Source organism: Paraburkholderia sp. EG286B (assembly GCF_040965655.1).
Taxonomy (GTDB): domain Bacteria; phylum Pseudomonadota; class Gammaproteobacteria; order Burkholderiales; family Burkholderiaceae; genus Paraburkholderia.
Window position 1 is genome coordinate 292,597 of record NZ_JBFRCF010000002.1, and the last position, 22,870, is coordinate 315,466.

Annotated in this window: 20 protein-coding genes and 7 tRNA genes; 8 read left to right on the forward strand and 19 right to left on the reverse strand. The window is 66.0% G+C overall.

Annotation, left to right across the window (positions count from 1 at the left end; all coding sequences use genetic code 11):
* Positions 1-12 precede the first annotated feature (12 nt).
* Entirely contained in the window at positions 13-819 is an 807-nt protein-coding gene (thiD, locus tag AB4Y42_RS04675) for a bifunctional hydroxymethylpyrimidine kinase/phosphomethylpyrimidine kinase (RefSeq protein WP_368686150.1), read from the forward strand.
* Positions 820-835: 16 nt separating this feature from the next.
* On the opposite strand, the gene AB4Y42_RS04680 is transcribed toward thiD, so the two are convergent.
* From AB4Y42_RS04680 to tsaB, 4 genes are all read right to left on the reverse strand, one after another.
* Complete coding sequence (locus AB4Y42_RS04680; RefSeq protein WP_368686151.1) at positions 836-1,795, reverse strand: DUF1853 family protein; 960 nt, start codon at positions 1,793-1,795, stop codon at positions 836-838.
* A gap of 83 nt (positions 1,796-1,878) precedes the next feature.
* Positions 1,879-2,871 carry a uracil-DNA glycosylase family protein gene (locus AB4Y42_RS04685; RefSeq protein WP_368686152.1) on the reverse strand — a complete coding sequence of 331 codons (993 nt, stop codon included), beginning with the start codon at positions 2,869-2,871 and terminating at the stop codon, positions 1,879-1,881.
* On the reverse strand, positions 2,858-3,352 hold the full coding sequence (gene rimI, locus AB4Y42_RS04690; protein ID WP_368686153.1) for a ribosomal protein S18-alanine N-acetyltransferase: 495 nt from the start codon (positions 3,350-3,352) through the stop codon (positions 2,858-2,860). The genes AB4Y42_RS04685 and rimI overlap by 14 nt, the downstream gene beginning before the upstream one ends.
* Positions 3,349-4,173, reverse strand: a complete 825-nt coding sequence (tsaB, locus tag AB4Y42_RS04695; protein ID WP_368693520.1) for a tRNA (adenosine(37)-N6)-threonylcarbamoyltransferase complex dimerization subunit type 1 TsaB — start codon at positions 4,171-4,173, stop codon at positions 3,349-3,351. The genes rimI and tsaB overlap by 4 nt, the downstream gene beginning before the upstream one ends.
* Positions 4,174-4,362: 189 nt before the next feature.
* Between tsaB and AB4Y42_RS04700 the strand changes: the two genes are divergently transcribed.
* The 3 genes from AB4Y42_RS04700 (at position 4,363) to aceA (ending at position 8,497) form a co-directional block, all read left to right on the forward strand.
* Positions 4,363-4,632 carry an acyl-CoA-binding protein gene (locus AB4Y42_RS04700; RefSeq protein ID WP_368686155.1) on the forward strand — a complete coding sequence of 90 codons (270 nt, stop codon included), beginning with the start codon at positions 4,363-4,365 and terminating at the stop codon, positions 4,630-4,632.
* Positions 4,633-5,047: 415 nt separating this feature from the next.
* A complete protein-coding gene (locus AB4Y42_RS04705; protein ID WP_368693521.1) occupies positions 5,048-6,769 on the forward strand; it encodes a DEAD/DEAH box helicase in 1,722 nt (573 codons plus the stop codon).
* Between the two features lie 420 nt (positions 6,770-7,189).
* A complete protein-coding gene (aceA, locus tag AB4Y42_RS04710) occupies positions 7,190-8,497 on the forward strand; it encodes an isocitrate lyase (RefSeq protein ID WP_368686157.1) in 1,308 nt (435 codons plus the stop codon).
* 245 nt (positions 8,498-8,742) lie between these two features.
* Here the strand turns inward: aceA and AB4Y42_RS04715 are convergent, their stop codons facing one another.
* Together AB4Y42_RS04715 and AB4Y42_RS04720 are read right to left on the reverse strand one after the other, a co-directional pair.
* On the reverse strand, positions 8,743-9,177 hold the full coding sequence (locus AB4Y42_RS04715; RefSeq protein WP_028204090.1) for a universal stress protein: 435 nt from the start codon (positions 9,175-9,177) through the stop codon (positions 8,743-8,745).
* 192 nt (positions 9,178-9,369) lie between these two features.
* Positions 9,370-10,272, reverse strand: coding sequence for a LysR family transcriptional regulator (locus AB4Y42_RS04720; RefSeq protein WP_254352784.1), 903 nt, complete (start codon positions 10,270-10,272; stop codon positions 9,370-9,372).
* Positions 10,273-10,437: 165 nt separating this feature from the next.
* On the opposite strand from AB4Y42_RS04720, the gene AB4Y42_RS04725 reads away from it, so the two are divergent.
* Together AB4Y42_RS04725 and aceB are read left to right on the forward strand one after the other, a co-directional pair.
* Positions 10,438-11,211 carry a haloacid dehalogenase type II gene (locus tag AB4Y42_RS04725; protein ID WP_368693522.1) on the forward strand — a complete coding sequence of 258 codons (774 nt, stop codon included), beginning with the start codon at positions 10,438-10,440 and terminating at the stop codon, positions 11,209-11,211.
* Between the two features lie 68 nt (positions 11,212-11,279).
* The gene (gene aceB / locus AB4Y42_RS04730; RefSeq protein WP_368693523.1) at positions 11,280-12,872 is read left to right on the forward strand and encodes a malate synthase A; all 1,593 of its coding nucleotides are present in this window, start codon (positions 11,280-11,282) and stop codon (positions 12,870-12,872) included.
* A gap of 94 nt (positions 12,873-12,966) precedes the next feature.
* On the opposite strand, the gene AB4Y42_RS04735 is transcribed toward aceB, so the two are convergent.
* A complete protein-coding gene (locus AB4Y42_RS04735; protein ID WP_368693524.1) occupies positions 12,967-13,374 on the reverse strand; it encodes a gamma-glutamylcyclotransferase in 408 nt (135 codons plus the stop codon).
* Positions 13,375-13,488: 114 nt separating this feature from the next.
* Between AB4Y42_RS04735 and AB4Y42_RS04740 the strand changes: the two genes are divergently transcribed.
* Entirely contained in the window at positions 13,489-14,433 is a 945-nt protein-coding gene (locus AB4Y42_RS04740; RefSeq protein ID WP_368693525.1) for a helix-turn-helix domain-containing protein, read from the forward strand.
* An 18-nt stretch (positions 14,434-14,451) separates the two neighbouring features.
* Here AB4Y42_RS04740 and AB4Y42_RS04745 read toward each other — a convergent pair whose 3' ends face one another.
* The 9 genes from AB4Y42_RS04745 to gltX form a co-directional block, all read right to left on the reverse strand.
* Entirely contained in the window at positions 14,452-14,916 is a 465-nt protein-coding gene (locus AB4Y42_RS04745; protein WP_368686162.1) for a GNAT family N-acetyltransferase, read from the reverse strand.
* 166 nt (positions 14,917-15,082) lie between these two features.
* Positions 15,083-15,159 (reverse strand) — tRNA-Asp (locus tag AB4Y42_RS04750).
* A 93-nt stretch (positions 15,160-15,252) separates the two neighbouring features.
* Positions 15,253-15,328, reverse strand: a tRNA-Glu gene (locus AB4Y42_RS04755).
* An 82-nt stretch (positions 15,329-15,410) separates the two neighbouring features.
* Positions 15,411-15,487 (reverse strand) — tRNA-Asp (locus AB4Y42_RS04760).
* An 82-nt stretch (positions 15,488-15,569) separates the two neighbouring features.
* Positions 15,570-15,645 (reverse strand) — tRNA-Glu (locus tag AB4Y42_RS04765).
* Positions 15,646-15,716: 71 nt separating this feature from the next.
* Positions 15,717-15,793, reverse strand: a tRNA-Asp gene (locus AB4Y42_RS04770).
* A 75-nt stretch (positions 15,794-15,868) separates the two neighbouring features.
* Positions 15,869-15,944: transfer RNA gene (locus AB4Y42_RS04775), tRNA-Glu, on the reverse strand.
* Between the two features lie 55 nt (positions 15,945-15,999).
* Positions 16,000-16,075: transfer RNA gene (locus AB4Y42_RS04780), tRNA-Ala, on the reverse strand.
* Between the two features lie 246 nt (positions 16,076-16,321).
* The gene (gene gltX, locus AB4Y42_RS04785) at positions 16,322-17,743 is read right to left on the reverse strand and encodes a glutamate--tRNA ligase (protein WP_368693526.1); all 1,422 of its coding nucleotides are present in this window, start codon (positions 17,741-17,743) and stop codon (positions 16,322-16,324) included.
* Positions 17,744-18,230: 487 nt separating this feature from the next.
* Here gltX and AB4Y42_RS04790 point away from each other — a divergent pair, with 487 nt between their 5' ends.
* The gene (locus AB4Y42_RS04790; protein ID WP_368693527.1) at positions 18,231-19,175 is read left to right on the forward strand and encodes a patatin-like phospholipase family protein; all 945 of its coding nucleotides are present in this window, start codon (positions 18,231-18,233) and stop codon (positions 19,173-19,175) included.
* Positions 19,176-19,276: 101 nt separating this feature from the next.
* Here the strand turns inward: AB4Y42_RS04790 and AB4Y42_RS04795 are convergent, their stop codons facing one another.
* The 3 genes from AB4Y42_RS04795 to AB4Y42_RS04805 form a co-directional block, all read right to left on the reverse strand.
* The gene (locus AB4Y42_RS04795; RefSeq protein WP_368693528.1) at positions 19,277-19,987 is read right to left on the reverse strand and encodes a C40 family peptidase; all 711 of its coding nucleotides are present in this window, start codon (positions 19,985-19,987) and stop codon (positions 19,277-19,279) included.
* A gap of 160 nt (positions 19,988-20,147) precedes the next feature.
* Positions 20,148-21,767, reverse strand: a complete 1,620-nt coding sequence (locus tag AB4Y42_RS04800; RefSeq protein WP_368693529.1) for an ABC transporter ATP-binding protein — start codon at positions 21,765-21,767, stop codon at positions 20,148-20,150.
* Positions 21,764-22,870 (reverse strand): ABC transporter permease, encoded by a 1,107-nt coding sequence (locus tag AB4Y42_RS04805; RefSeq protein WP_368686167.1) that lies wholly within the window; start codon positions 22,868-22,870, stop codon positions 21,764-21,766. Before AB4Y42_RS04805 ends, AB4Y42_RS04800 begins: the two co-directional genes overlap by 4 nt.

Sequence of the window (22,870 nt, forward strand, 5' to 3'; positions counted from 1 at the left end):
CCTGACGCTGCCATGACTTCACCGATTTCCAACGTTCTCACGATCGCCGGCTCCGACTCGGGCGGCGGTGCGGGCATTCAGGCCGACCTCAAGGCGTTCTCCGCGCTCGGCGCGTACGGCGCGAGCGTCATTACGGCGCTCACCGCGCAGAACACGCGCGGCGTCACCGCGATCCACGCGCCCGACGCAAGTTTCGTCACGGCGCAGCTCGACGCCGTGTTCGACGACATCCGCATCGATGCCGTGAAGATCGGCATGCTCGCCAACGCGCAGATCGTGCGCGCTGTCGCCGACGCGCTGCGCCGCCATCGGCCGTCGCGCGTCGTGCTCGACACCGTGATGATCTCGAAGAGCAATCACGCCCTGCTCGCGCCCGAAGCCGTCGCTGCGCTGCGCGAGGAGCTGCTACCGCTAGCGGGCGTCGTCACGCCGAATCTGCCCGAAGCCGCGGCGCTGCTCGGCGTGCCGCCCGCCGCAAACGAAGCCGCGATGGTCGAGCAAGGCGAAGCGCTGCGCGCGCTCGGTGCGCAGGCGGTCCTGATGAAAGGCGGGCATCTGGGCAGCGCGGACAGCCCCGACTGGCTCATCGAAGCCGGCGGCACACTGCGCCTGGGCGGCCCGCGCGTGCCGGTCACGAATACGCACGGCACGGGCTGCACGCTCTCGTCTGCGATTGCCGCACTGTGGCCGCAGCGCGGCGCGCTCGCCCCGGCCGTTGGCGAAGCCAAGCAGTATCTGACGGCGGCGCTGGAAGCCAGTGATCGGCTCGACGTCGGTCATGGCGTCGGCCCCGTGCATCATTTCTGGCGCTGGTGGTGAGCGTGCTTGCTCGCGCTCATTGACGTGCAAATGTCGCGGCGCGAGCAGGCCAGTCGTCGGGAACGATGAAGCCGCGCGACTGTTCGCGGTAGCCGCCTGTGCTGTCGACCGTGAATGCCGCGATCAGTACGGGGTCGTCTGGCCGGGCCAGCACGTCGAGTAACGCGTTGGGGTCGACGGTGGGCGCAGCCGCCAGCCTGCGCGGCGCGAGCCACGCGAGCCTCGGCAGCACGCTCCAGCCATCGGCCGCCTGTTGCCCGGCGAACGCCGGCCAGTCCGAGCGCGTCACCCACCAGCCGCGTCCATGATCGGCGGCCAGTTCAGGGGCGTCTTCCACGCGTGACGGCGCCGCCTCTCCCGCCCGGTAGAAAAGCCAGCCCTTCACGAACATCTGCGCAAGCCACTGACCTTCGTAGCCCAGCGAGGCGAATGCTTCGTGCGCGCTCAACCGCAGTTGACGGTCGCGCAGGTGCGTAAGTTTCAGATCGAAGCGATCGCGCAGATTCGGCCCGACGAATTCGGCAAGCGAGGCACGTGCGTCACCGCCGGGTCCTGCGTGCAGGTAGCACTTCACCGCCAGCTCCCAATGCAGACGTTCTCCGGCGCGCGTGCGCACGAGAAAATCGCACTCGCCGAGCGTGAGCCCGGCACGCCGCAGCGGCACGTTCTGCGCGACGAGCCGCGCCGCCGGTCCATGCGCGAGAAACCATCCCAGCAAGTTTTCGGCATAGCGGCCAAGGCGATGCGTCGGCGCGGCCAGAAGCGCTTCGTGCAGACGCGCCGGATCGCGATCGAGTTGCGCGAGCCAGTCGCGCGTGGCGCGCGCTTCGTCGGCATCGGCGCACCATTGCGCCAGCGGCGCGAGCGGTGGTTGCGCACGCAACAGATCGGCGCTGAAGAGCAGCCACGCGAGGTCGCGCACGGCCGGATCGGCGAGGCGATCGAGTCCGTCGCGGTTCGCGCCAGTACCGGGCACGTGTTGAGACCCAGCATCATCTCGCGGCCCGCCGTCGCCCCCGGCACATTGGGCACCGGAACCGTCCGCGGGCCGCGCGGCGTTCATTGCTCGCCGCCGGACGCCGCGCGCCAGGTGTCGCGCGCGAGACAAAGGTCGGTCCAGGCCTTCGCCTTGTCGTGCAGGCTGCGCAGCAGATAAGCGGGGTGATAGGTGACGATGACGGGCACGCCCTCGTACTCGTGGACGCGTCCGCGCAGCGAGGCGATGCTGCCATCGGCCTTGAGCAGGCTCTGCGCCGCGAATCGCCCGAGCGCGACGATGATCTTCGGCTTCACGAGCGCCACCTGACGCTGCAGATACGGCTCGCAGCGCGCGACCTCGTCGGGCTCCGGATTGCGGTTGCCAGGCGGGCGGCACTTGATGACGTTCGCAATATAGACGTTCTCGCCGCGTGCGAGCGAGAGCGCGCGCAGCATGTTGTCGAGCAGCTTGCCGGCCTGCCCGACGAAGGGCTCGCCCTGGCGGTCCTCGTTCTCGCCGGGCGCCTCGCCGATCAGCATCCAGTCGGCCTCGCGATCGCCTACGCCGAACACGGTGTTGGTGCGCTTTTCGCACAGGCGGCAGCGCGTGCACGAGGCCACGCGTTCGGCGAGCGCGTCCCAGTCGAGCGTCGCGACATCGTTGCGCGGTGCGCCGCCAGCCTGATCCGGCTCGGCGTCGTGTGGCAGAACCGGCTGGGCCACAGTGTCGAACCAGGCGAAATCTTCGTCGGTGAGGGGCGGCGGTTCGTCGGACGAATGCGGTGCGAGCGTCGATGGCGAAGCGGCGCGCGTAACGGGTTGCGACGGTTGCGAGCGCTCCTCGGCGGCCGGTCGTGCTTCGGCCGGCTGCGGCGCAGCGACCGGACGCGTGGTTTGCACGACCGGCACCGCAGGCGCCATCTGCGCTTCGGCTTCGGCGCGCGTCACCGCGGACGACGGCGCAACGACCTCATCTTCGCGAGCCGCTTCGAGCGGCGCGGCACCCCGCGCCTCTTTACGTACCCAGCGCGGCGCGAGCCCAAGCTCCTCCAGCGCGATCTCATCGAGCGACATCCGCGCCCTCCCCTGCAAAAGAAAATCGCATCACGAGTGCGTCCTCGCGGCTGTGATGCCGGGCCGGATAGTAGTTCTTGCGGCGGCCGATCGTGACGAAGCCGAACTGTTCGTAAAGCCGGATTGCCCGGTGATTCGACGGCCGGACTTCGAGCAGCAGGCCTTCGAGACCCTGCATGCGCGCGATGCGCACCGCCTCGCGCAGCATGGCGAGCCCCGCGCCCGCCCCCTGCGCCTGAGGCGCGACGCACAGATTCAGCAGATGCATCTCGTCGACCACGGGCATCAACACGCAATAGCCGATCAGCGTGCCGGTGACGTGACGCATGCACAGCCCGTAGTAGCCGTTGCGCAGCGAGTCCTCGAAGTTGCCGCGCGACCACGGAAACTCGTACGCGGAGCGCTCGATGATCGCGACTTCGTCCAGGTCGCTTTCGGTCATCGGCGACAGGTAGCGGTCGGTCATGAGCACGCCGCTCATTGCGCGCCCTCGCCGCCTGCGCCCTCGCCACCCGTGCCACCGTGGGCGGCGGCCTTCGCGGCAAGCCGCTCGGCCGTGGTCTGCGCGACCTTGTTGCGCACGTATTCGGGCGCGGCCTGGTCGGCGGGTTGCGTGCGGCCCGCGCGATACGCGCGCAGCGCCGCGTGCGCCAGCGGCAACGCGTGCGGGAGCGCCTCGGCGTCGATCGTGCGCGCGGCGGCAGCCGCCGTCAGGCGCGCGCCGAACGCGGCGGCGGCGTTGCCCGCCAGCGTGAACGGTGCGTCGGGCGCGGCGATGTGCTCCGGCGAATCGAGCGATGCGGCCTGCAGCGTGCGCCAGTCGCCGGCTGCGGCGTCCCACGCGTAGTCGGCCCAGTAGGCTTCGTCCATGCGCGCGTCGAGTGCAGCCAGCACGCGGGTCGCGGCGGGATCGCGCAGCCGCGCGCTCTCCGCACACACGAGCAGCGTGCCCACGGGCACCACCGGGATATCGAGGCCGAACGCGAGCCCCTGGGCCACGCCCGTCGCCGTGCGCAACCCCGTGAAGGAGCCCGGACCCGCGCCGAACGCGATCGCGTCGCAGTCGGCGAGCGTGAGGCCGGCTTCGTCGAACAATTCGCCGATGGCCGGCAGGAGCCGCGTGCTGGAGACGGCGCCCGTGGCTTCGTGGCGCACCCAGACGCTGACTTCCGAGCGCGACGCGGTAGCGGCCTCGCCGCCTGTAGAGGGAGAACGATCTGCGTCGCCAGGGGCGACGCGAAGCAGCGCGACCGAGCAATATTCGGTCGAAGTATCGAGGGCAAGCAGCACGGTTTCGGTCATGAGCGCTATTGTAATGCCCCGCCCCCCGCGCGGGCCCAGGGCTCTCGCCAACTGGCGGATGCGCAGGCGTCAAGGCCGCTTTTGACTCATCCGTGCCCGGCGCGAGTGGAGGAATCGCTCCAGCTTTTCCGGGGTCTGCGCTGCTACCATCGGCGCGCTGACCTGAACCACTATGCGGAGGAAACAACCATGAGCGACTTGAACACACAGTTCGCCCAAGCCCAGCAAGACGTGCAGCAACTGCCGGAGCGTCCTGGCAATCTGACGCTGCTGCGCCTCTATGCACTCTTCAAGCAGGCCACCGAAGGCGACGTGCACGGCGACAAGCCCGGCTTCACCGATATCGTCGGCAAGTACAAGTACGAGGCATGGGCCGCGCTGCAAGGCACCGCGCAGGAAACGGCCAGGCAGCAATACGTCGAACTCGTCGAATCGCTCAAGAGCGGCGCCACGAGCTGAACCCGCGCAACTGACACGGCGCGCGTGACAGAGGCGGGCCGCCCCGCCTTCTGCTGCGTCACGCCGCCGCACCCGTCCCCGCGCGGTGCGTCGCTCTGGCGCGCCGCAACAAAACAAGCTATACTTCGCGCTGCGTTGCGCTCCGGTCGCCCATTCGATCAGCACAACGCCTCGTAGCGTTAAGCTCCAATCCAGTTTAGAACCTGTCCCCCCTGCCATGGCCCTGTTTTTCGGGCCGTCAATATCAGGCTGGCGGCTGGCCAATCCCGGCCTGAGCCGCACCCAAAACAGCTTCTAACGAAAAATCCGCCATTGTGGGCGGATTGCCCCCGTTTTTCGATTTGCTCGCAAAATCCGACGACTTGGGTATGCCGATTGGCGCCGACGTTCTATTTCCTGTGTAACAAGGATTTTCATGACTTCGAGCAATACCCAAAGCCCCCTGGACGCCATCGCCGATCAGGCCCTCGGTCTTTCCGCCGCCGCCGCCGACGCTTCCGCTGAAGCCCCCGCGCAGGCCGCCGATGCGACCGACGGTTCGGAGTTCGCGTCGCTCGGTCTGTCGCCGGAGATCGTCTCCGCGCTGATCGCAGCGGGCTACAAGGCCCCGACGCCCGTGCAGGAACGCGCCATTCCTGCCGCCATCGCCGGCCGCGACCTGCTGGTCTCGAGCCCGACCGGTTCGGGCAAGACCGCAGCCTTCATGCTGCCCGCCATCGAGCGCTTCGCGCAGATCCAGAAGGCCCAGGCCGCCCAGCCGCGCGAGCCGCGCCCGCAAGGCGCGAACGGCCAGCAAGGCGATCGCCGCCAGCGCCGTCCGCAACCGGTGGCACGCCCCGGTCTGCTCGTCCTCACGCCTACGCGTGAGCTCGCGATGCAGGTGACCACGGCCGCTTCGACGTACGGCCAGCATCTGCGCCGTCTGCGCACGGTCAGCATTCTCGGCGGCGTGGCGTACGGCCAGCAGCTGATGCTGCTCGCGAAGAACCCCGAGATTCTCGTGGCGACCCCGGGCCGTCTGCTCGATCACCTCGAGCGCGGCCGCATCGACCTGTCCGAACTCAAGATGCTCGTGCTCGACGAAGCCGACCGCATGCTCGACATGGGCTTCATCGACGACATCGACACGATCGTCGCCGCGACGCCCGAAACGCGTCAGACGATGCTGTTCTCGGCCACGCTCGACGGCAAGATCGCTTCGATCACCGGCCGCCTGCTGAAGGACCCGGAGCGTATCGAGATCGTGCGCAAGGTCGAAGCGAACTCGAACATCGCGCAGACCGTGCACTACGTGGACGACCGCGATCACAAGGATCGTCTGCTCGACCACCTGCTGCGTGACGAGAGCCTCGACCAGGCCGTCGTGTTCACGGCCACCAAGATGGACGCCGACCAGCTCGCCGGCAAGCTCGCCGACGCCGGCTTCGAAAGCGCCGCGCTGCACGGCGACCTGCCGCAAGGCGCGCGTAACCGCACGATCCGTGCGCTGCGCGAGCGTCGCGTGCGCGTGCTCGTCGCGACCGACGTCGCGGCGCGCGGTATCGACATCCCCGGCATCACGCACGTGTTCAACTACGACCTGCCGAAGTTCGCCGAAGACTACGTGCACCGTATCGGCCGTACCGGTCGTGCGGGCCGTTCGGGCACCGCGGTGAGCCTCGTGCATCATGCCGAGCAAGGCGCGCTCAAGCGCATCGAGCGCTTCGTGCGCGCGCCGCTGCCCGTGAACGTCGTGGAAGGCTTCGAGCCGCGCAAGGCGCCGCCGGCCAACCGTGGCTTCGGCGGCCGCGGCCGTCCGGGTGGCAGCAATGGCGGTGGCCGTCGCTTCGGCAACGGTAACGGCAAGCCGGGTGGCTACGGCGCCCGTGGCGGCAACGGCGGCAACGGCGGCGATCGCAACGGCAACAGCTGGGGCAACAAGCCGGAAGGCTCGCGCGGCGGCTACGGTGCCCGCGAAGGCGGCTACAACTCGGGTTCGCGTGAAGGCGGCTTCGGCGGCGGCTCGCGCGGCGGCGAAGGCAACCGTGGCGGCGGCTACGGCCAGCAACGCGAAGGCTACGGCCGCTCGCGCGAAGGCGGTGGCGGTTACGGCGCGCGCCGTAACGACGGCCCGCGTGGCGCACGTCGCGACAGCTAAATCGCCCTAAACGGCGCGCGGCGCGGCCTTCGAGCCGCCCCGCCGCCGCAGCGAAATACCCAGGACCGGTGCTCAGGCACCGGTCTTTTTTTATCTCCGCGCAGATTTCACGATACGAAAAATTTTTTTGCTTCGTAAAAAATCGTGCTGCGTGGCACAAAGGGACCCATTGCAAGATGGAAAATAACGTTTCGCATCTCAAAACAAACCACATAACTTGTTGATTTTTTTCAAATAAAAAACCTCGAAAAAGCTCATTGCCCGCCTGTTGCCGGTCGATCGATTTGCCTAGACTCTTATATAAGAGTTCGCGAAACGAAACGCCCAGCCCACAACCCCGGCGCCTGCGTTTCGCGAGATTCAGCGGTTCAGCAGTTTCGTTTCAGCGATCCACTCATCAGGCAAACGAAGGAGCCCACCATGTCGACTCGTCAACAGCAAGCTCAGCAACTCCAACAGCAATGGGAAACCGATCCGCGCTGGAAGGGCATCAAGCGCAACTACACGGCTGAAGACGTGGTGCGGCTGCGCGGCTCGCTCCAGCCCGAGCACACGCTCGCGAAGCACGGCGCCGAAAAGCTCTGGAAAGGCGTGAACACCGAGCCGTTCATCAACGCACTGGGCGCGCTCACGGGCAACCAGGCCATGCAGCAGGTGAAGGCCGGCCTCAAGGCGATCTATCTCTCGGGCTGGCAGGTCGCGGGCGACGCCAACCTCGCCGGCGAAATGTACCCGGACCAGTCGCTCTACCCGGCCAACTCGGTGCCGCAGGTGGTCAAGCGCATCAACAACACGCTCACGCGCGCCGACCAGATCCAGTGGTCCGAAGGCAAGAACCCCGGCGACGAAGGCTACGTCGATTACTTCCAGCCGATCGTGGCCGACGCGGAAGCCGGCTTCGGCGGCGTGCTCAACGCGTTCGAACTGATGAAGGCGATGATCGAAGCGGGCGCCGCGGGCGTGCACTTCGAAGACCAGCTCGCCTCGGTGAAGAAGTGCGGCCACATGGGCGGCAAGGTGCTCGTGCCGACGCGCGAGAACGTCGCCAAGCTCACGGCCGCGCGTCTGGCCGCCGACGTCTGCGGCGTGCCGACCGTGCTGCTCGCCCGCACCGACGCGGAAGCCGCCGACCTCGTGACCTCGGACATCGACGACAACGACCGCCCGTTCCTCACCGGCGAGCGCACCGTGGAAGGCTTCTTCCGCACGAAGAACGGCCTCGACCAGGCGATCTCACGCGGTCTCGCCTACGCGCCGTACGCCGACATGATCTGGTGCGAGACGGGCAAGCCGGATCTGGAGTTCGCGAAGAAGTTCGCCGAAGCGGTCCACAAGCAGTTCCCGGGCAAGCTGCTCTCGTACAACTGCTCGCCGTCGTTCAACTGGAAGAAGAACCTCGACGACGCGACGATCGCGCGGTTCCAGCGCGAGCTCGGTGCGATGGGCTACAAATTCCAGTTCATCACGCTCGCGGGCTTCCACTCGCTCAACTACTCGATGTTCAACCTCGCGCACGGCTACGCGCGCCAGAACATGAGCGCTTTCGTGGAACTGCAGCAGGCCGAGTTCGCCGCCGCCGAGAAGGGCTTCACCGCCGTGAAGCATCAGCGCGAAGTGGGCACCGGCTACTTCGACGCCGTGACGCAGACGGTCGAGCGCGAGGCTTCGACCACGGCGCTGCACGGTTCGACGGAAGACGAGCAGTTCTTCGACAAGAAGGTGGCGTAAGACCACCGGCAGCATCGGCGGCGCCAGCCGCCGCGCTCGAACGGGCAGCCGGCACGCGTACCTTGGCGGGGCGCGCCGGCCGTCTGCCGACGCGGCGCGGGCGCACGCCGCAGGACGTTCAGGGAGGAAGCGGTAGAGGACACAGGCCGCGCGTGCCGGACAGAATCCGGCCCGCGGCTCGCCCAGCCAACGCAGCGGGCGAGCATGGCCTCGTGCTTCATCCCGAATCCACGGGAAAACGCCCGCTAGCGATACACGATCACCGGAATCTTCGTATGGGTGAGCACGCGCTGCGTCTCGCTGCCGATCAGCAGGCTGCCGAGCCCGCGACGCCCATGCGAGGCCATGAAGATGACGTCGCAGCCGCCCGCTTCGGCGGCTTCGATGATGCCGAGATAGGGCGAAGGATGCACGCTCGTGCGGCTGTCGCAGATCACGCCTGCGTTGCGTGCCGCCGCCTCGATTTCGTCCAGATGCACGCGCGCCTCTCGCTCACTGCGCGTCTGGAAGTCGCCGGGCGGCTCGATCACGACGTCGGCATAAGGCGAGTACGGATATTGCGGCAGGCACGCGTAGGCCGTCACGCGCGCGCCCACGGTACGGGCGAGGTCGATCGCGCCGTCGATCGCCTTTTTCGACAGTTCGGAACCGTCCGTCGGAACGAGGATGTGCTTGAACATGGCGCCCTCCGTGGTCTATCGGATTACGGGCAAGGCTAGGGTCAAAGTCAAGAATGAAGCCGCGGGGCAAAGACTCGGCGGGCGTCTCGCGCAAGCAAGCGCCTGGGCCCTCAGGTCGATTGTAGTGCGCGAAAAATCAGTGCAAGCCGTGCGTGCGGGTCATTCCGGATATCGGAAACACGCACGGCGCCCCTATCCCCAGTAACCGGGCTGACCGTAGGTATGCTTGAGATAGTCGAGAAAGAGGCGTACGCGCAGCGGCAAATGGCGGCGCTGCGGAAACACGGCGTGAATGCCGATGGGCGGCGCGGCGAACGCGTCGAGCACGGTCACGAGCCGGCCCGCCGCGATGTCCTCGCCGACTTCCCACCACGAGCGCCACGCCAGACCGTGGCCTGCGAGACACCACTCATGCAGCACGGCGCCGTCCGAGCATTCCATCGTGCCCGCCACGCGGATCGACACCACCTTGCCGTCCTGCTGGAACGCCCAGCCGCGCTGCTGGTTCAGACTCGCGCCGAAGGCGAGGCAGTTATGGCGCGCGAGGTCGGCGGGCGTTTCGGGCTCGCCGCGGCGCGACAGATACGCGGGCGCCGCCACGCACACGCGGCGGTTCTCGCCAAGCTTGAGCGACACAAGAGACGAATCGGGCAATTCGCCGAGGCGCACGGCGCAGTCGAAGCCTTCGTTCACGAGATCGACGAGCCGGTCCGAAAGATCGAGCGCGATGCTCACGTCCGGATGCGCAACCGTGAAATCGGGCACGAGCGGCGCCACGTGGCGACGCCCGAAGCCCGCCGGCGCGGACACGCGCAGGTGCCCGCTCGCTTTCACGCCGCCCTCGGACACACTCGCCTCGGCGTTCTGCATGTCGTGAATGATGCGCTGGCAGTCCTCGAGGAACGCCGATCCTTCGAACGTGAGCGTGATGCGCCGCGTGGTGCGCACGAGCAGCTTCACGCCGAGGCGCTCTTCGAGCGCGTCGATGCGCCGGCCGATGATGGCGGGCGCCACCCCCTCGGCCTGGGCAGCGGCGGAAAGGCTGCCCTTGGCAGCCACGGTGACGAAGGTCTCGATCTGCTTGAAGCGGTCCATCGGCGGACACTGCGCGCACTGGGCGACAGAAACAGTGGAAAAGAGAAGACAGGCCGACAGATTAGGTGGGTAAAAGTAAAAGATCAAGTGATCAATCCCGCCTTTTTCACTGATACGACTCATGAATACAATCGACCTCGACCTCTGAAGATGGAGTGCAAGGCTATGTCGGCCACAACGACACCCTCAACGACACGATTTCCCAAGGCAGTTGTCTTCGACGCGTACGGCACGCTGTTCGACGTGCATTCGGTCGTCGCCGCCGCCGAGCAGATGTTCCCCGGCCAGGGCGAAGCGCTCTCGCAGCTGTGGCGCCTCAAGCAGATCGAGTACACGCAGCTGCGCACGCTCTCCGACCCGGCCGGCGCGCGCTATCGCCCGTTCTGGGACATCACGCTCGACGCGCTGCGCTACGCCGCGCGCCGCCTGAACCTGTCGCTCACGGGCGCGGGCGAAAAGCGTCTCATGGACGAATACGCCTGCCTGTCGGCGTTCCCCGACGTGCTGCCCGTGCTGCGCCGCCTGCGTGAGCCACGCGAAGACGGCACGCGCATGGGCCTTGCGATCCTCTCGAACGGCAACCCGCAGATGCTCGACATCGCGGTGAAGAGCGCCGGCATGAGCGGCCTCTTCGACCACGTGCTGTCGGTCGATGCCGTGCGCGCCTACAAGCCGGCCGCCGCCGCGTATTCGCTCGGCACAGCCGCCTTCGACGCCGCGCCACGCGACCTCGTGTTCGTGTCGTCGAACGGCTGGGACGCCGCGGGCGCCGGCTGGTTCGGCTACATCACGTTCTGGATCAACCGCCAGCGCTTGCCCGCCGAAGAGCTCGGCGTGGCGCCGCATGGCACTGGCAGCGGCATGGCAGAACTCGCCGCCTTTCTCGAAACCGCCGCGCCCGAACGACAAGGCCGCCCTCGCCCCAGCCCGGGCGCGTGACGGACACGCCGCTCGCCGCAGCCACAACAACCACACATTCACAAACTGACCGACCAAGGAGCAAGCAAATGGCGAACACATTGCAGCTGCCGCAAGGCATGCAGATCACGGCTGACATCCAGCCCGGCTTCGAAACGATCCTCACGCCCGAAGCGCTCGAACTCGTCGCGAAGCTGCACCGCGCGTTCGAGCCGCGCCGCCAGGAACTGCTGAAGGCACGCGTCGAGCGCACGAAGCGCCTCGACGCCGGCGAGCGCCCCGACTTTCTTGCCGACACCAAATCGATCCGCGAAGGCGACTGGAAGATCGCGCCGCTGCCGAAGGATCTCGAATGCCGCCGCGTGGAAATCACGGGCCCGGTCGAGCGCAAGATGATCATCAACGCGCTGAACTCGGGCGCGGATGCGTACATGACCGACTTCGAGGACTCGAACGCGCCGAACTGGGAAAACCAGATCGTCGGCCAGCTCAACCTCAAGGACGCGGTGCGCCGCACGATCTCGCTGGAACAGAACGGCAAGACCTACCGGCTCAACGACAAGACCGCCACGCTGATCGTGCGTCCGCGCGGCTGGCACCTCGACGAGAAGCACGTGACGGTGGACGGTCAGCGTGTGTCGGGCGGCATTTTCGACTTCGCGCTCTACCTCTTCCACAACGCGAAGGAACTGATCGCGCGCGGCAGCGGCCCGTACTTCTATCTGCCGAAGATGGAAAGCCACCTCGAAGCGCGTCTGTGGAACGACGTCTTCGTCGCAGCGCAGGAAGGCGTGGGCATTGCGCGCGGCACGATCCGCGCGACGGTGCTGGTCGAGACGATCCTCGCGGCGTTCGAGATGGACGAAATCCTCTATGAACTGCGCGAACACAGCTCGGGTCTGAACGCCGGCCGCTGGGACTACATCTTCTCGGCGATCAAGAAGTTCAAGAACGACAAGGACTTCTGTCTTGCCGACCGCGCGCAGATCACGATGACGGTGCCGTTCATGCGCGCCTACGCGCTCGAACTGCTCAAGACCTGCCACAAGCGCAACGCACCGGCGATCGGCGGCATGAGCGCGCTCATCCCGATCAAGAACGACGCGGCCGCCAACGACAAGGCCATGGGCGGCGTGCGTTCGGACAAGGCGCGTGACGCCACCGACGGCTACGACGGCGGCTGGGTGGCGCACCCGGGCCTCGTGCCCATCGCGATGGAAGAGTTCGTGAAGGTGCTCGGCGACAAGCCGAACCAGATCAGCAAGCAGCGCGCGGACGTGAATGTCGCGGGCAAGGATCTGCTCGACTTCCGTCCGGAAGCGCCGATCACCGAGACGGGCCTGCGCAACAACATCAACGTGGGCATCCACTACCTCGGTTCGTGGCTCGCGGGCAATGGCTGCGTGCCGATCCACAACCTGATGGAAGACGCCGCGACCGCCGAAATCTCGCGCTCGCAGGTGTGGCAGTGGATCCGCTCGCCCAAGGGCAAGCTCGAAGACGGCCGCAAGGTCACGGCCGAACTCGTGCGCGAACTGATCCCGCAGGAGCTGGACAAGGTGAAGGCGTCGGTCGGCGGCGACACGAAACCGTACGAGCGCGCCGCGCAGATCTTCGAGCAGATGTCGACGTCGGAAAACTTCGTCGAGTTCCTGACGCTGCCGCTGTACGAAGAGATCTAATCGCTCGGCACATCTAACGAATCGCCGATGAAAAAGGCCCGGCGGGTGTGAGCCCGCCGGGCCTTCGTGTTTTCATGCGCCGCGTCTTGAGCGATCAGCGCGTGCGCCGATGCGCGACCCAGTCGCCGCCTGCGATCTCGGGGCGCCCGGCAATGGCGGCGAACGCCACCGGATAGTAGAGGCAAGCGATACGTTCACCCTGCACCTCGATATCCACTTCCTGCGAAACGAACAGATTGTCGGCGCCCGGATACACCTGCTCGATTTCGTCGAGCACCGCGAGGAGCGCGTCGTCGATCTCGTAGACGTCGCCGACGACCGTCGATTGCGCACTCGCCGACCCGGCCACCATCCCAGGATAGCTGCCGAAGTCGAAGAGCCGACCGGCGAGCGTGGTGAGACCGAGGTGCCGCGGGCGCGCGATCGCGTTGCGATCCGCCGCGAGGTTGATGTCGTTGATCTCGCCCGCGCGCAGCGTGCCGTAGACGAACACGTATTTCATGGCTTTTCTCTCCTTCAGGGCGGCTCGCGCCACACGAGCACGCTGTCGATTCACCAACATTATGCCCGGCCATAAATGCGTGCGGCCCAGGCCTTCGCGCGCGAGACGTCTACAATGAATGCGCTTATCGCCAAAGTCGTCACCCAACCCGCCGCCCTGCCCGTCATGCCCGAGGATCTGCCCAACTCCGCATCCAGCGGCGCTCGCAACGCGGCGCTGCCGCGCGCCGAACTCGTCGATATCCCGCCCGAGTTCGCGCCGACACCCACGCATCCGATCCGCGTGCGCTCGCGGCCCATGCCGGCCGGTGTGTGCATCGCGCAGCACACCCATGCGTGGGCGCAACTCGCCTACTCGTCGCGCGGCGTGCTGCGTATGGCGACGCCCGGCACGACGTGGATGGTGCCGCCCTCGCGCGCGATCTGGGTGCCGCCACACATCACGCACGAAGTGGCGATCGTCGAGGACGCGTTCCTGCGCACGCTCTACGTAGACGAATCGGTGATTCCGCCCGGCCTCGGCGCGTGCCGCGTGGTCGAGGTCTCGGGCCTCCTGCGCGAGACGATCGCGGCCCTCGACGAGCGCGGCATTCCCACCGCGCGTGAGCGCCTGCTCGGCGCGCTGGCGCTCGACGAGATCACGCGCTCGGCGCCGCTGCCGCTCGCCGTGCCGATGCCCGAGGAAAAGCGCCTGCGTGCGCTGTGCGAAGCGCTGATCGCCGACCCGGCGGGACCCGGCTCGCTCGAATACTGGGCTGCTCACGTGGGCGCGAGCACGCGCACGATCGCACGGCTCTTTCGTCAGGAACTCGGGGTGAGCTTTTCGCAATGGCGTCAGCAGGCGATCCTCGCGCGCGCGATCCCGCTGCTCAATCAGGGACGCCCGATGGCCGTCGTGGCGCAGGAACTCGGCTACCAGAGCCAGAGTGCGTTTTCGGCGATGTTTCGCCGCGCCTTCGGCGAGAGCCCGCGCGCCTTCATCGCGCGCGGCACGGGCGATCGCGACTACGACGAACCGGAAGATTCCGTGGCCGCGGTGCGCGACGACCACCCGCGTTAAGCGAGTGACTGCCCAAGCTCAGACGAGCCGAGTCATGTGGCGAATCGAGCCGAGGCGAGCAAGCCTCGGACCCGCCACGCGATAGCCCATGCGCAGATAAAGACGCGCCGCCGGATTGTCGACGAACACGCGCAGCTGCAATTCGCGCAGGCCGCGCTCGCGGGCCCACTGGTGCGAGATGTCGAGCAGGAACGTACCGGCGCCATTGCCGCGATACCCCTGGGCGATCTGCACGTCGCGAATGTGCAGCGAGTCGCCCTCCTGCGTCACGCGCAGCACGCCAATCGGCTCGCCGTCGAGTTCGAGGACGAAATTCTCCGACTCGCGATAGCTCGCCAGAAAGAGATCACCGCGCCAGACGAGGTGATGCCGCAGATAGTAGCCACCCATGTTGTTGCGCGTGAGCGTCTCCGCGAACTCGAAATCGTCCATGGTGGCGCGGCGCAGCTGAAACGGCGATGGGATGTCGTTCGGTGCGAACATGTCGGCAAGCGAGGAAACCAGGTTTCGACAACGCTACGATAACGCGCGGCCGCCGGCAATCGCAGATTGTCCGTACGGCCAACGAAATGAAGGATGGGGATGGACGCGGGAGAAACGTCTGTGGAAAAAGAAAAAGCCCGTTGGACGTATCCAACGGGCTTCGTTCTGGCGGAGCGGACGGGACTCGAACCCGCGACCCCCGGCGTGACAGGCCGGTATTCTAACCGACTGAACTACCGCTCCAGCTTGCTGCTCACCGGCGGGCGTCGGTCGATTCCCGCTGGCGGCGTCGCCATACTGCTTGCAGTGCTACTGCTTTGGCGCCGCATTTTGATTTGGCGTCCCCTAGGGGATTCGAACCCCTGTACTCACCGTGAAAGGGTGATGTCCTAGGCCTCTAGACGAAGGGGACAACACGGGTATAAGCGCAGGCTTACACCTTTGAACTGCAGCGGTTCGCAGTTGCCGAAGCAACGTCGGAACGGCTTTGAATCTGGCGGAGCGGACGGGACTCGAACCCGCGACCCCCGGCGTGACAGGCCGGTATTCTAACCGACTGAACTACCGCTCCAGCTTGCTGCTCACACCGGCGGGCGTCGGTCGATTCCCGCTGGCGGCGTCGCCACACTACACTTTGGCGCCGCATTTTGATTTGGCGTCCCCTAGGGGATTCGAACCCCTGTACTCACCGTGAAAGGGTGATGTCCTAGGCCTCTAGACGAAGGGGACAACACGGGCTTGCGCCTGTAATCGTCACTTTAACTAAAAAGCCCGCTCACAGTTTCTGAACGGGCTCGATCTGGCGGAGCGGACGGGACTCGAACCCGCGACCCCCGGCGTGACAGGCCGGTATTCTAACCGACTGAACTACCGCTCCAGTTCGACACAGTCAGATGGATGTCGGTTGATTTCCACCTGATGCCTCGCCAATCTCATTGACGACGCTCATGTCTGGCGTCCCCTAGGGGATTCGAACCCCTGTACTCACCGTGAAAGGGTGATGTCCTAGGCCTCTAGACGAAGGGGACATGATCTTTTCAGATAATGCCTTTACCGCACTCCACTGCTTACTGCATGTTCTGTTGGTGGAGGTAAGCGGGATCGAACCGCTGACCTCTTGCATGCCATGCAAGCGCTCTCCCAGCTGAGCTATACCCCCTTGCAGAACAGAAGCGAGATTTTAAACATCAATTTCGCTTTCGTCAAGAGCTTTTGAATCGTTTTTTGAAGCGCTTCGAGGTTTCCTTGAAACATCGTTGCCCGATTCTGCGGCTCTTTGCGTGAGATTTACTGCTCATTTGCCGCTTATTGGCGACTCTCTCGCGCTCCGTATTCAACGGAGCCCGAATACTACAAGAACTGCCGCCCGGGCGCTAGGGTCCGGGCGAAAAATTCTTCAAAAAAATTAATTTGCAGCCGAAATGCCCTTCTCGAGGCGGCTCACCACTGCATCGCGACCGAACAGCACGAGCACCGCATCGACCGACGGCGTGTGCGTCGTCCCCGCCACGAGCAAGCGGGCCGGCATTGCGAGCTGCGGCATCTTGAGCTTGTGCGTGGCGAGCGTGGCCTTGAGCGCGGCCGAGACACCCTCCTTCGTCCACTCCGCGCCCTTGAGCGCGACGGCGAGATCGGCGAGCGCGGGGCGCACGGCTTCCGTGATGTGCTGTGCGAGCGCTTCGGCTTCCGGCTGCGGCTCGCGATAGAACATCATCGCGCTCTCGGCGATCTCCTTGATCGTGTTCGCACGGTCCTTGAAAAGCGCGACGACGCCTTCGAGAGATGGCCCCCTGGCGAGCGCCGCGTCGTCCACGCCGAGCGCGGCAAAGAACGGCTTCGAAAGCTCGGCGAGGCGCGCGTTGTCCACTTCCTTCAGGTAGTGGTTGTTGAGCCAGTTGAGCTTGTTGTGGTCGTACTGCGCGGGCGACTTGCCGAGATGCTCGAGATCGAACCACTCCACGAACTGCTCGCACGTGAACACTTCGGCGTCGCCATGCGACCAGCCCAGACGCGCGAGATAGTTGAGCACCGCTTCCGGCAGATAGCCTGCGTCGCGATAGCCCATCACGCTCATCGCGCCGTGGCGCTTGCTCATCTTTTCACCCTGCTCGTTGAGCACGGTAGGCAGGTGCGCGTAGACCGGCGGCTCGCCGCCGAGCGCGCGCAGGATGTTGATCTGGCGCGGCGTGTTGTTCACGTGGTCATCGCCGCGAATCACGTGCGTGATCTTCATATCGAGGTCGTCCACGACCACGCAGAAGTTGTAGGTCGGCGTGCCGTCCGGGCGCGCGATCACGAGGTCGTCGAGCTCTTCGTTCGAGATCTCCACGCGGCCCTTGACGGCGTCGTCCCATACCACCACGCCCGTGAGCGGGTTGCGAAAACGCAGCACCGGCTCCACGCCCGCCGGCGGCGTGGGCAGCACCTTGCCCGGCTCCGGGCGCCACGTGCCGTCATAGCGCGGCTTCTCGCCTGCGGCGCGCTGGCGCTCGCGCAACGCGTCGAGCTCTTCGGTCGACATGTAGCACGGGTACACGAGGCCCTGCTCCTGCATATCCTTGAGCACTGCGCGATACCGGTCCATGCGCTGCATCTGGTAGAACGGACCTTCGTCGAAATTCAGGCCGAGCCACTCCATGCCTTCGAGGATCGCATCGACCGATTCCGACGTCGAACGCTCGAGGTCGGTGTCTTCGATCCGCAGCACGAAGACACCCTTGTTGTGGCGCGCGAACGCCCACGGGTAAAGCGCGGAACGGATGTTGCCGAGGTGGATGAAGCCGGTCGGGCTCGGCGCGAAGCGGGTACGGACGACGGAGGTAGTCATGGGCGATTACTCGAAGACGATGCCATCCGGAGCGCGGCGCTGGCGATAACAGCAGCGACGGCGGCGGACGGCCGGGGTTCGCGGCGCGTTCGGCCCGCGCGGCTAGCGCGGGAACGCCGGGGCGCGCGCAGCCTCGCGCACACGAACGGGAATCCGGAAAATTAGAGACGGGATTATACCCGCCATGCACCACTTCGGCCGGGAGGCGAGGCCCGAGGCTCGCGTGCGGGCGCCCGGTTTCTTTGCTGCAAACGTCCGCGCGCCCGCAAGCCGCCGAGCACATTGTCATCTGCCGTCACATCGTGGACACATCGCGTTACATGCACGCCTGCTAAACCGGCCGCGCTTTGCCTTATGATGTCGGCGCGCCGCCACCACGATGCGGCGTCGCGCGCGCAAACGCAGATACTCGGCCGCCCGCGCGAGCAGACCGGGGTACCGCGTCGTTCCTTGCCGGACACGCCCGCGGACCGCATGGAGAACCTTCTTGAAGCAGTCATCGCCCTCGTTGAGCCGCCGGCACTTTTCGCTTGCGGCCGCCTCCTCCGTCCTGGCCGCGTGCACGACCGCGGGCACGCAGACCGCCAGCGTCCCGCCGCCCGACACCACCGCGCCCCCGCCGCCCGTCGCCAGGCCGGCGCACCCGGTTCGCGTGGGCCTCGCGCTCGGCGGTGGCGCGGCGCGTGGCTTCGCGCATATCGGCGTGATCAAGGCGCTCGAGGCGCGCAACGTGCAGGTCGACTTCGTGGTCGGCACGAGCGCAGGCTCGGTCGTCGCGGCGCTTTACGCCTCGGGCATGAACGGCTTCGCGCTCAACAAGCTCGCGCTGACGATGGACGAAGCCTCGATCAGCGACTGGGCAATGCCGTTTCGCACGCGCGGGCTCCTGCAGGGCGTGGCGCTCCAGAACTATCTGAACACCACGCTGCACGACCGGCCCATCGAGAAGATGGCGAAGCCGCTCGGCGTCGTCTCGACCGACCTGCGCACGGGCCAGCCCATCCTGTTCCAGCGCGGCAACACGGGCATTGCCGTGCGCGCGTCGTGCAGCATTCCGTCGATTTTCGAGCCCGTGAAGATCGCGGGACATGAATACGTGGACGGCGGCCTCGTGAGCCCGGTGCCGGCCTCGTTCGCACGCAAGATGGGCGCCGACTTCGTGATCGCCGTGGACATCTCGGCGCGCCCGGAGACGGCCTCGACGCTGAGCCAGTTCGACGTGCTGATGCAGACCTTCACGATCATGGGCCAGACGATCAAGACCTACGAACTCGACAAGTACGCCGATGTCGTGATCCGCCCGAACCTCAACGCGATGTCGTCCAGCGACTTCACGCAGCGCAACGCGGCGATTCTCGCAGGCGAGGAAGCTGCGGCGCGCATCATGCCGGAGCTCGAGCGCAAGCTCGCCGCAGCGCGCCTGACGGCTTGATCGCTTGATCTGAGCGCCCCTTCGGCGGGCGCAGGGGCACAGAAAACGCAAAAAGCCTGCTTCGCAAGAAGCAGGCTTTTTTGTTCGCTACACAACCCCGATCAGTTGCCGCCGTTGCCGTCGAACTGAGCGCTCACGCGCTTGAGGTTTTGCTGCTGGTCCGGCGTGAACGACGTTTCGACACGGCGCGCACCCGTGAAGCGCTTTTCCCAATAGCCGTCGTCGAGGTCGTCGACGCGGATCGTGCTGCCGGTGGACGGCGAATGCACGAACTTGTTGTCGCCGATGTAGATGCCGACGTGCGAGAACGTGCGGCGCATCGTGTTGAAGAACACGAGGTCGCCCGGCTTCAGGTTGCTCATGCTGACCTTCTCGCCCACGCGGCTCATTTCCTCGGCGCGGCGCGGCAGCGACATGCCGAGCGTGTCCTGGAACACGTAGCGCACGAAGCCGCTGCAGTCGAGTCCGGAGTCGGGCGTGTTGCCACCCCAGCGGTAACGCACGCCGATCATATTGAGTGCGCCGACAACGACGTCGCCGGCTTTGCCGGCCATGCCGGACAGGAACGCCTTGGCGCCGCCTTCGGTCGGGGCCGGAGCCGCCGCCGGGGTCGCCTGGTTGGCATTCTGGAGGGCGTTCTGAACTGCGGGGATTGACTGCGGATTCGCCGAATTGCTCGGCGAAAATGAGGCATTCTGGTTAAAGCTGCTTACTTCGTCGGCGAACGCGCCGGGAGCTGCGGCCATCAGTACGCCGATGAACATCCCGGCGACGACGCGCGCGCAAGCCTGGGTCAGGTATCGGTGCTGCATTGGTCGGTAGAAATTGCCCGTAAATCAGGGAGTTAGTAGAAAAGTTTGGACGATACTAGCCAGTAAGTATTTGTGTGTCAAAACAAATAGAAAAATTCAATCGCGACATTCACCTCATTGGTGAATTTCACCGAAATTCAACCTAAAGTTCCGCCAAAGCCTAGCGATCGAAGGCAGCTTTCAACAATTTCCGGGTGTAAGGATGGGCCGGTCTGTCGAAGATATTCGCGACCTCTCCCGCCTCGACGATCGCCCCGTCCTGCATCACCACCACCCGGTGCGCCATCGCGCCGATCACCTCCAGGTCGTGGCTGATGAACACGTAGCCCAGGTTGTACTTGCGTTGCAATTCCGTCAACAATCTCAACACCTGTTGCTGGATCGACACGTCGAGCGCACTGGTCGGTTCGTCGAGCACGATCACGCGCGGCTCCAGCACCAGCGTGCGCGCAATGGCGATACGCTGGCGCTGGCCACCCGAAAACTCGTGCGGGTATCGTTGCAAGGCGGTGCGATCGAGGCCCACTTCGCGCAGCACGCCGACGACGCGCTTGCGCCGCTCCTCGCTGGAAAGATCGGGCCGATGCAGCGTGAGCCCCTCCCCCACAATGCGCTCGATGGTCTGGCGCGGAGAAAGCGAACTGAACGGGTCCTGAAAAACAACCTGCAAATGCGAACGCAACGACAACCTGTCGCGGCCCTTGTAGCTCGCGATCGGCCGCCCCTGGAACTCGACGACACCGCCTGCCGTTCGCTGCAACCCCAACATCGCCATCGCCAGCGTCGTTTTTCCCGATCCTGACTCGCCGACGATGCCGAGCGTCTCGCCCTGGCGCACCGCAAGGTTCGCGTCGTTCACAGCGCGATAACGCCCCTTTTGCCACCAGCCGCGAAACCCCGGCAGCTTCGTTGCGAAGTCGACGATCACGTCCTTCGCCTGCAGGAGAACCGGCGCGATCGGCAGGACGGGCAGCACGTGGCGCTCGGGCCGGCTCGCGATCAGCCGTTGCGTATACGGGTGTTGCGGCGCCTCGAAGATCTGCTCGACGCTGCCCGACTCCACGAGCCTGCCCTTCTCCATCACGGCCACGCGCTGCGCGAAGCGGCGCACGAGGTTCAGGTCGTGCGTGATGAGCAGCACCGACATGCCGCGCCGCGCCGCCTCCTCGCGCTGCAGTTCGAGCAGCAGATCGACGATCTGGCCGCGGATCGTCACGTCGAGCGCCGTGGTCGGCTCGTCGGCGAGCAACAGGCGCGGACGGCACGCGAGCGCCATCGCGATCATCACGCGCTGGCGCTGGCCGCCCGAAAGCTGATGCGGATAACTCGACACGCGCCGCCGCGCCTCGGTGATGCCCGTGCGCTCGAGCAAGCCCACCGCCTGCTCGTAGGCCGCGCTCTTCGAGACGCCGTCGTGCAGCACGATGGTTTCCGCGATCTGCTCGCCGATCGTGTAGAGCGGATTGAGCGCCGTCATCGGCTCCTGGAAGATCATCGCGACGTCGTTGCCGCGCAGGCCGCGCATCGCGCGCTCGCTCTTCGCGAGCAGATCGTCGCCGTCGAGGCGAATGCTTCCGCTGATCTGCGCGTCCTGCAGGAGGCGCAGAACCGCGAGCGCGGTGACGGTCTTGCCCGAGCCCGACTCGCCGACGAGCGCCACGCGTTCGCCGCGCCCGATCGCGAGCGTGACGTCGTCGACGGCGAGCGTCTCGTCAAAGCGCACGCTCAGGTGTTCGATCGAGAGGAGCGGCGCGGCGGCGTCCTGTGGCACGGCGCTCACTGGTTGCCTCCGGCCTTCATGGCGTCGGAAATGCGCGTGTCGAGCGCGTTGCGTAGCGCGTCGCCGATGAACGTGAGCAGCAGCAGCGTCGCCACGAGCACCCCGAAGGTCGAGAGCGCGATCCACCATGCGTCGAGATTGCGCTTGCCCTGCGCGAGCAGCTCGCCGAGGCTCGGCGTCGGTGCGGGCACGCCAAGGCCCAGGAAGTCGAGGCTCGTGAGCGCGAGAATCGCGCCGCTCATGCGAAACGGCAGGAACGTGATGACCGGCGTGAGGCTGTTGGGCAGCACGTGATGCCAGATGATCTGCCAGTTCGACAGGCCCATAGCGCGCGCGGCGAGCACATAGTCCTGGTTGCGGTTGCGCAGGAATTCGGCGCGCACATAGTCGGATAGTCCGATCCAGCCAAACAGCGAAAGCAGCACGATCAACAGCACGAAGCCCGGCTCGAAGATCGCTGCAAAAATGATCAGCAGATAAAGCTCGGGGAGCGAACTCCAGATCTCGATGAGACGCTGCCCGAAGATATCGACCTTGCCGCCGAAATACCCTTGCACCGCGCCCGCCAGCACGCCGAGCAGCGTGCCGATAGCGGTCAGCACGAGCGCGAACTCCACCGACACGCGAAAGCCATAGAGCAGGCGGGCAAACAGGTCGCGGCCGCTCTCGTCGGTGCCGAGCCAGTTCTGGCGCGACGGCGGCGCCGGGTTCGGCACTTTCGCGAAGTAGTTGAGCGTGTCGTAGTAGTACGGGTTCGGCGGATAGATCGCGAAGTTGCCCGGCGCGTCGAAGCGGTGCCGAATGTATGGATCGAGGTAGTCGGCAGGCGTCGGAAAATCGCCGCCGAACGTGGTTTCCGGATAGTCCTTGAACAACGGGAAATACAGGTGCCCGTCGTAGTGCACGACGAGCGGCTTGTCGTTGCACCAGAGCGGACCCGCGAGACTCGCCGCGAACGCGACGAGAAACACGATCAGGCTCCAGTAGCCAAGACGCTGCTGCCTGAAGCGCAGCCACACGCGGCGGGCCGGTGTGGGGGACTTGAAGGCGCGCACGCTCTCGGTACGCAGTTCGGGCTCGGCGCCAGCGCGGACTCGGTTCAA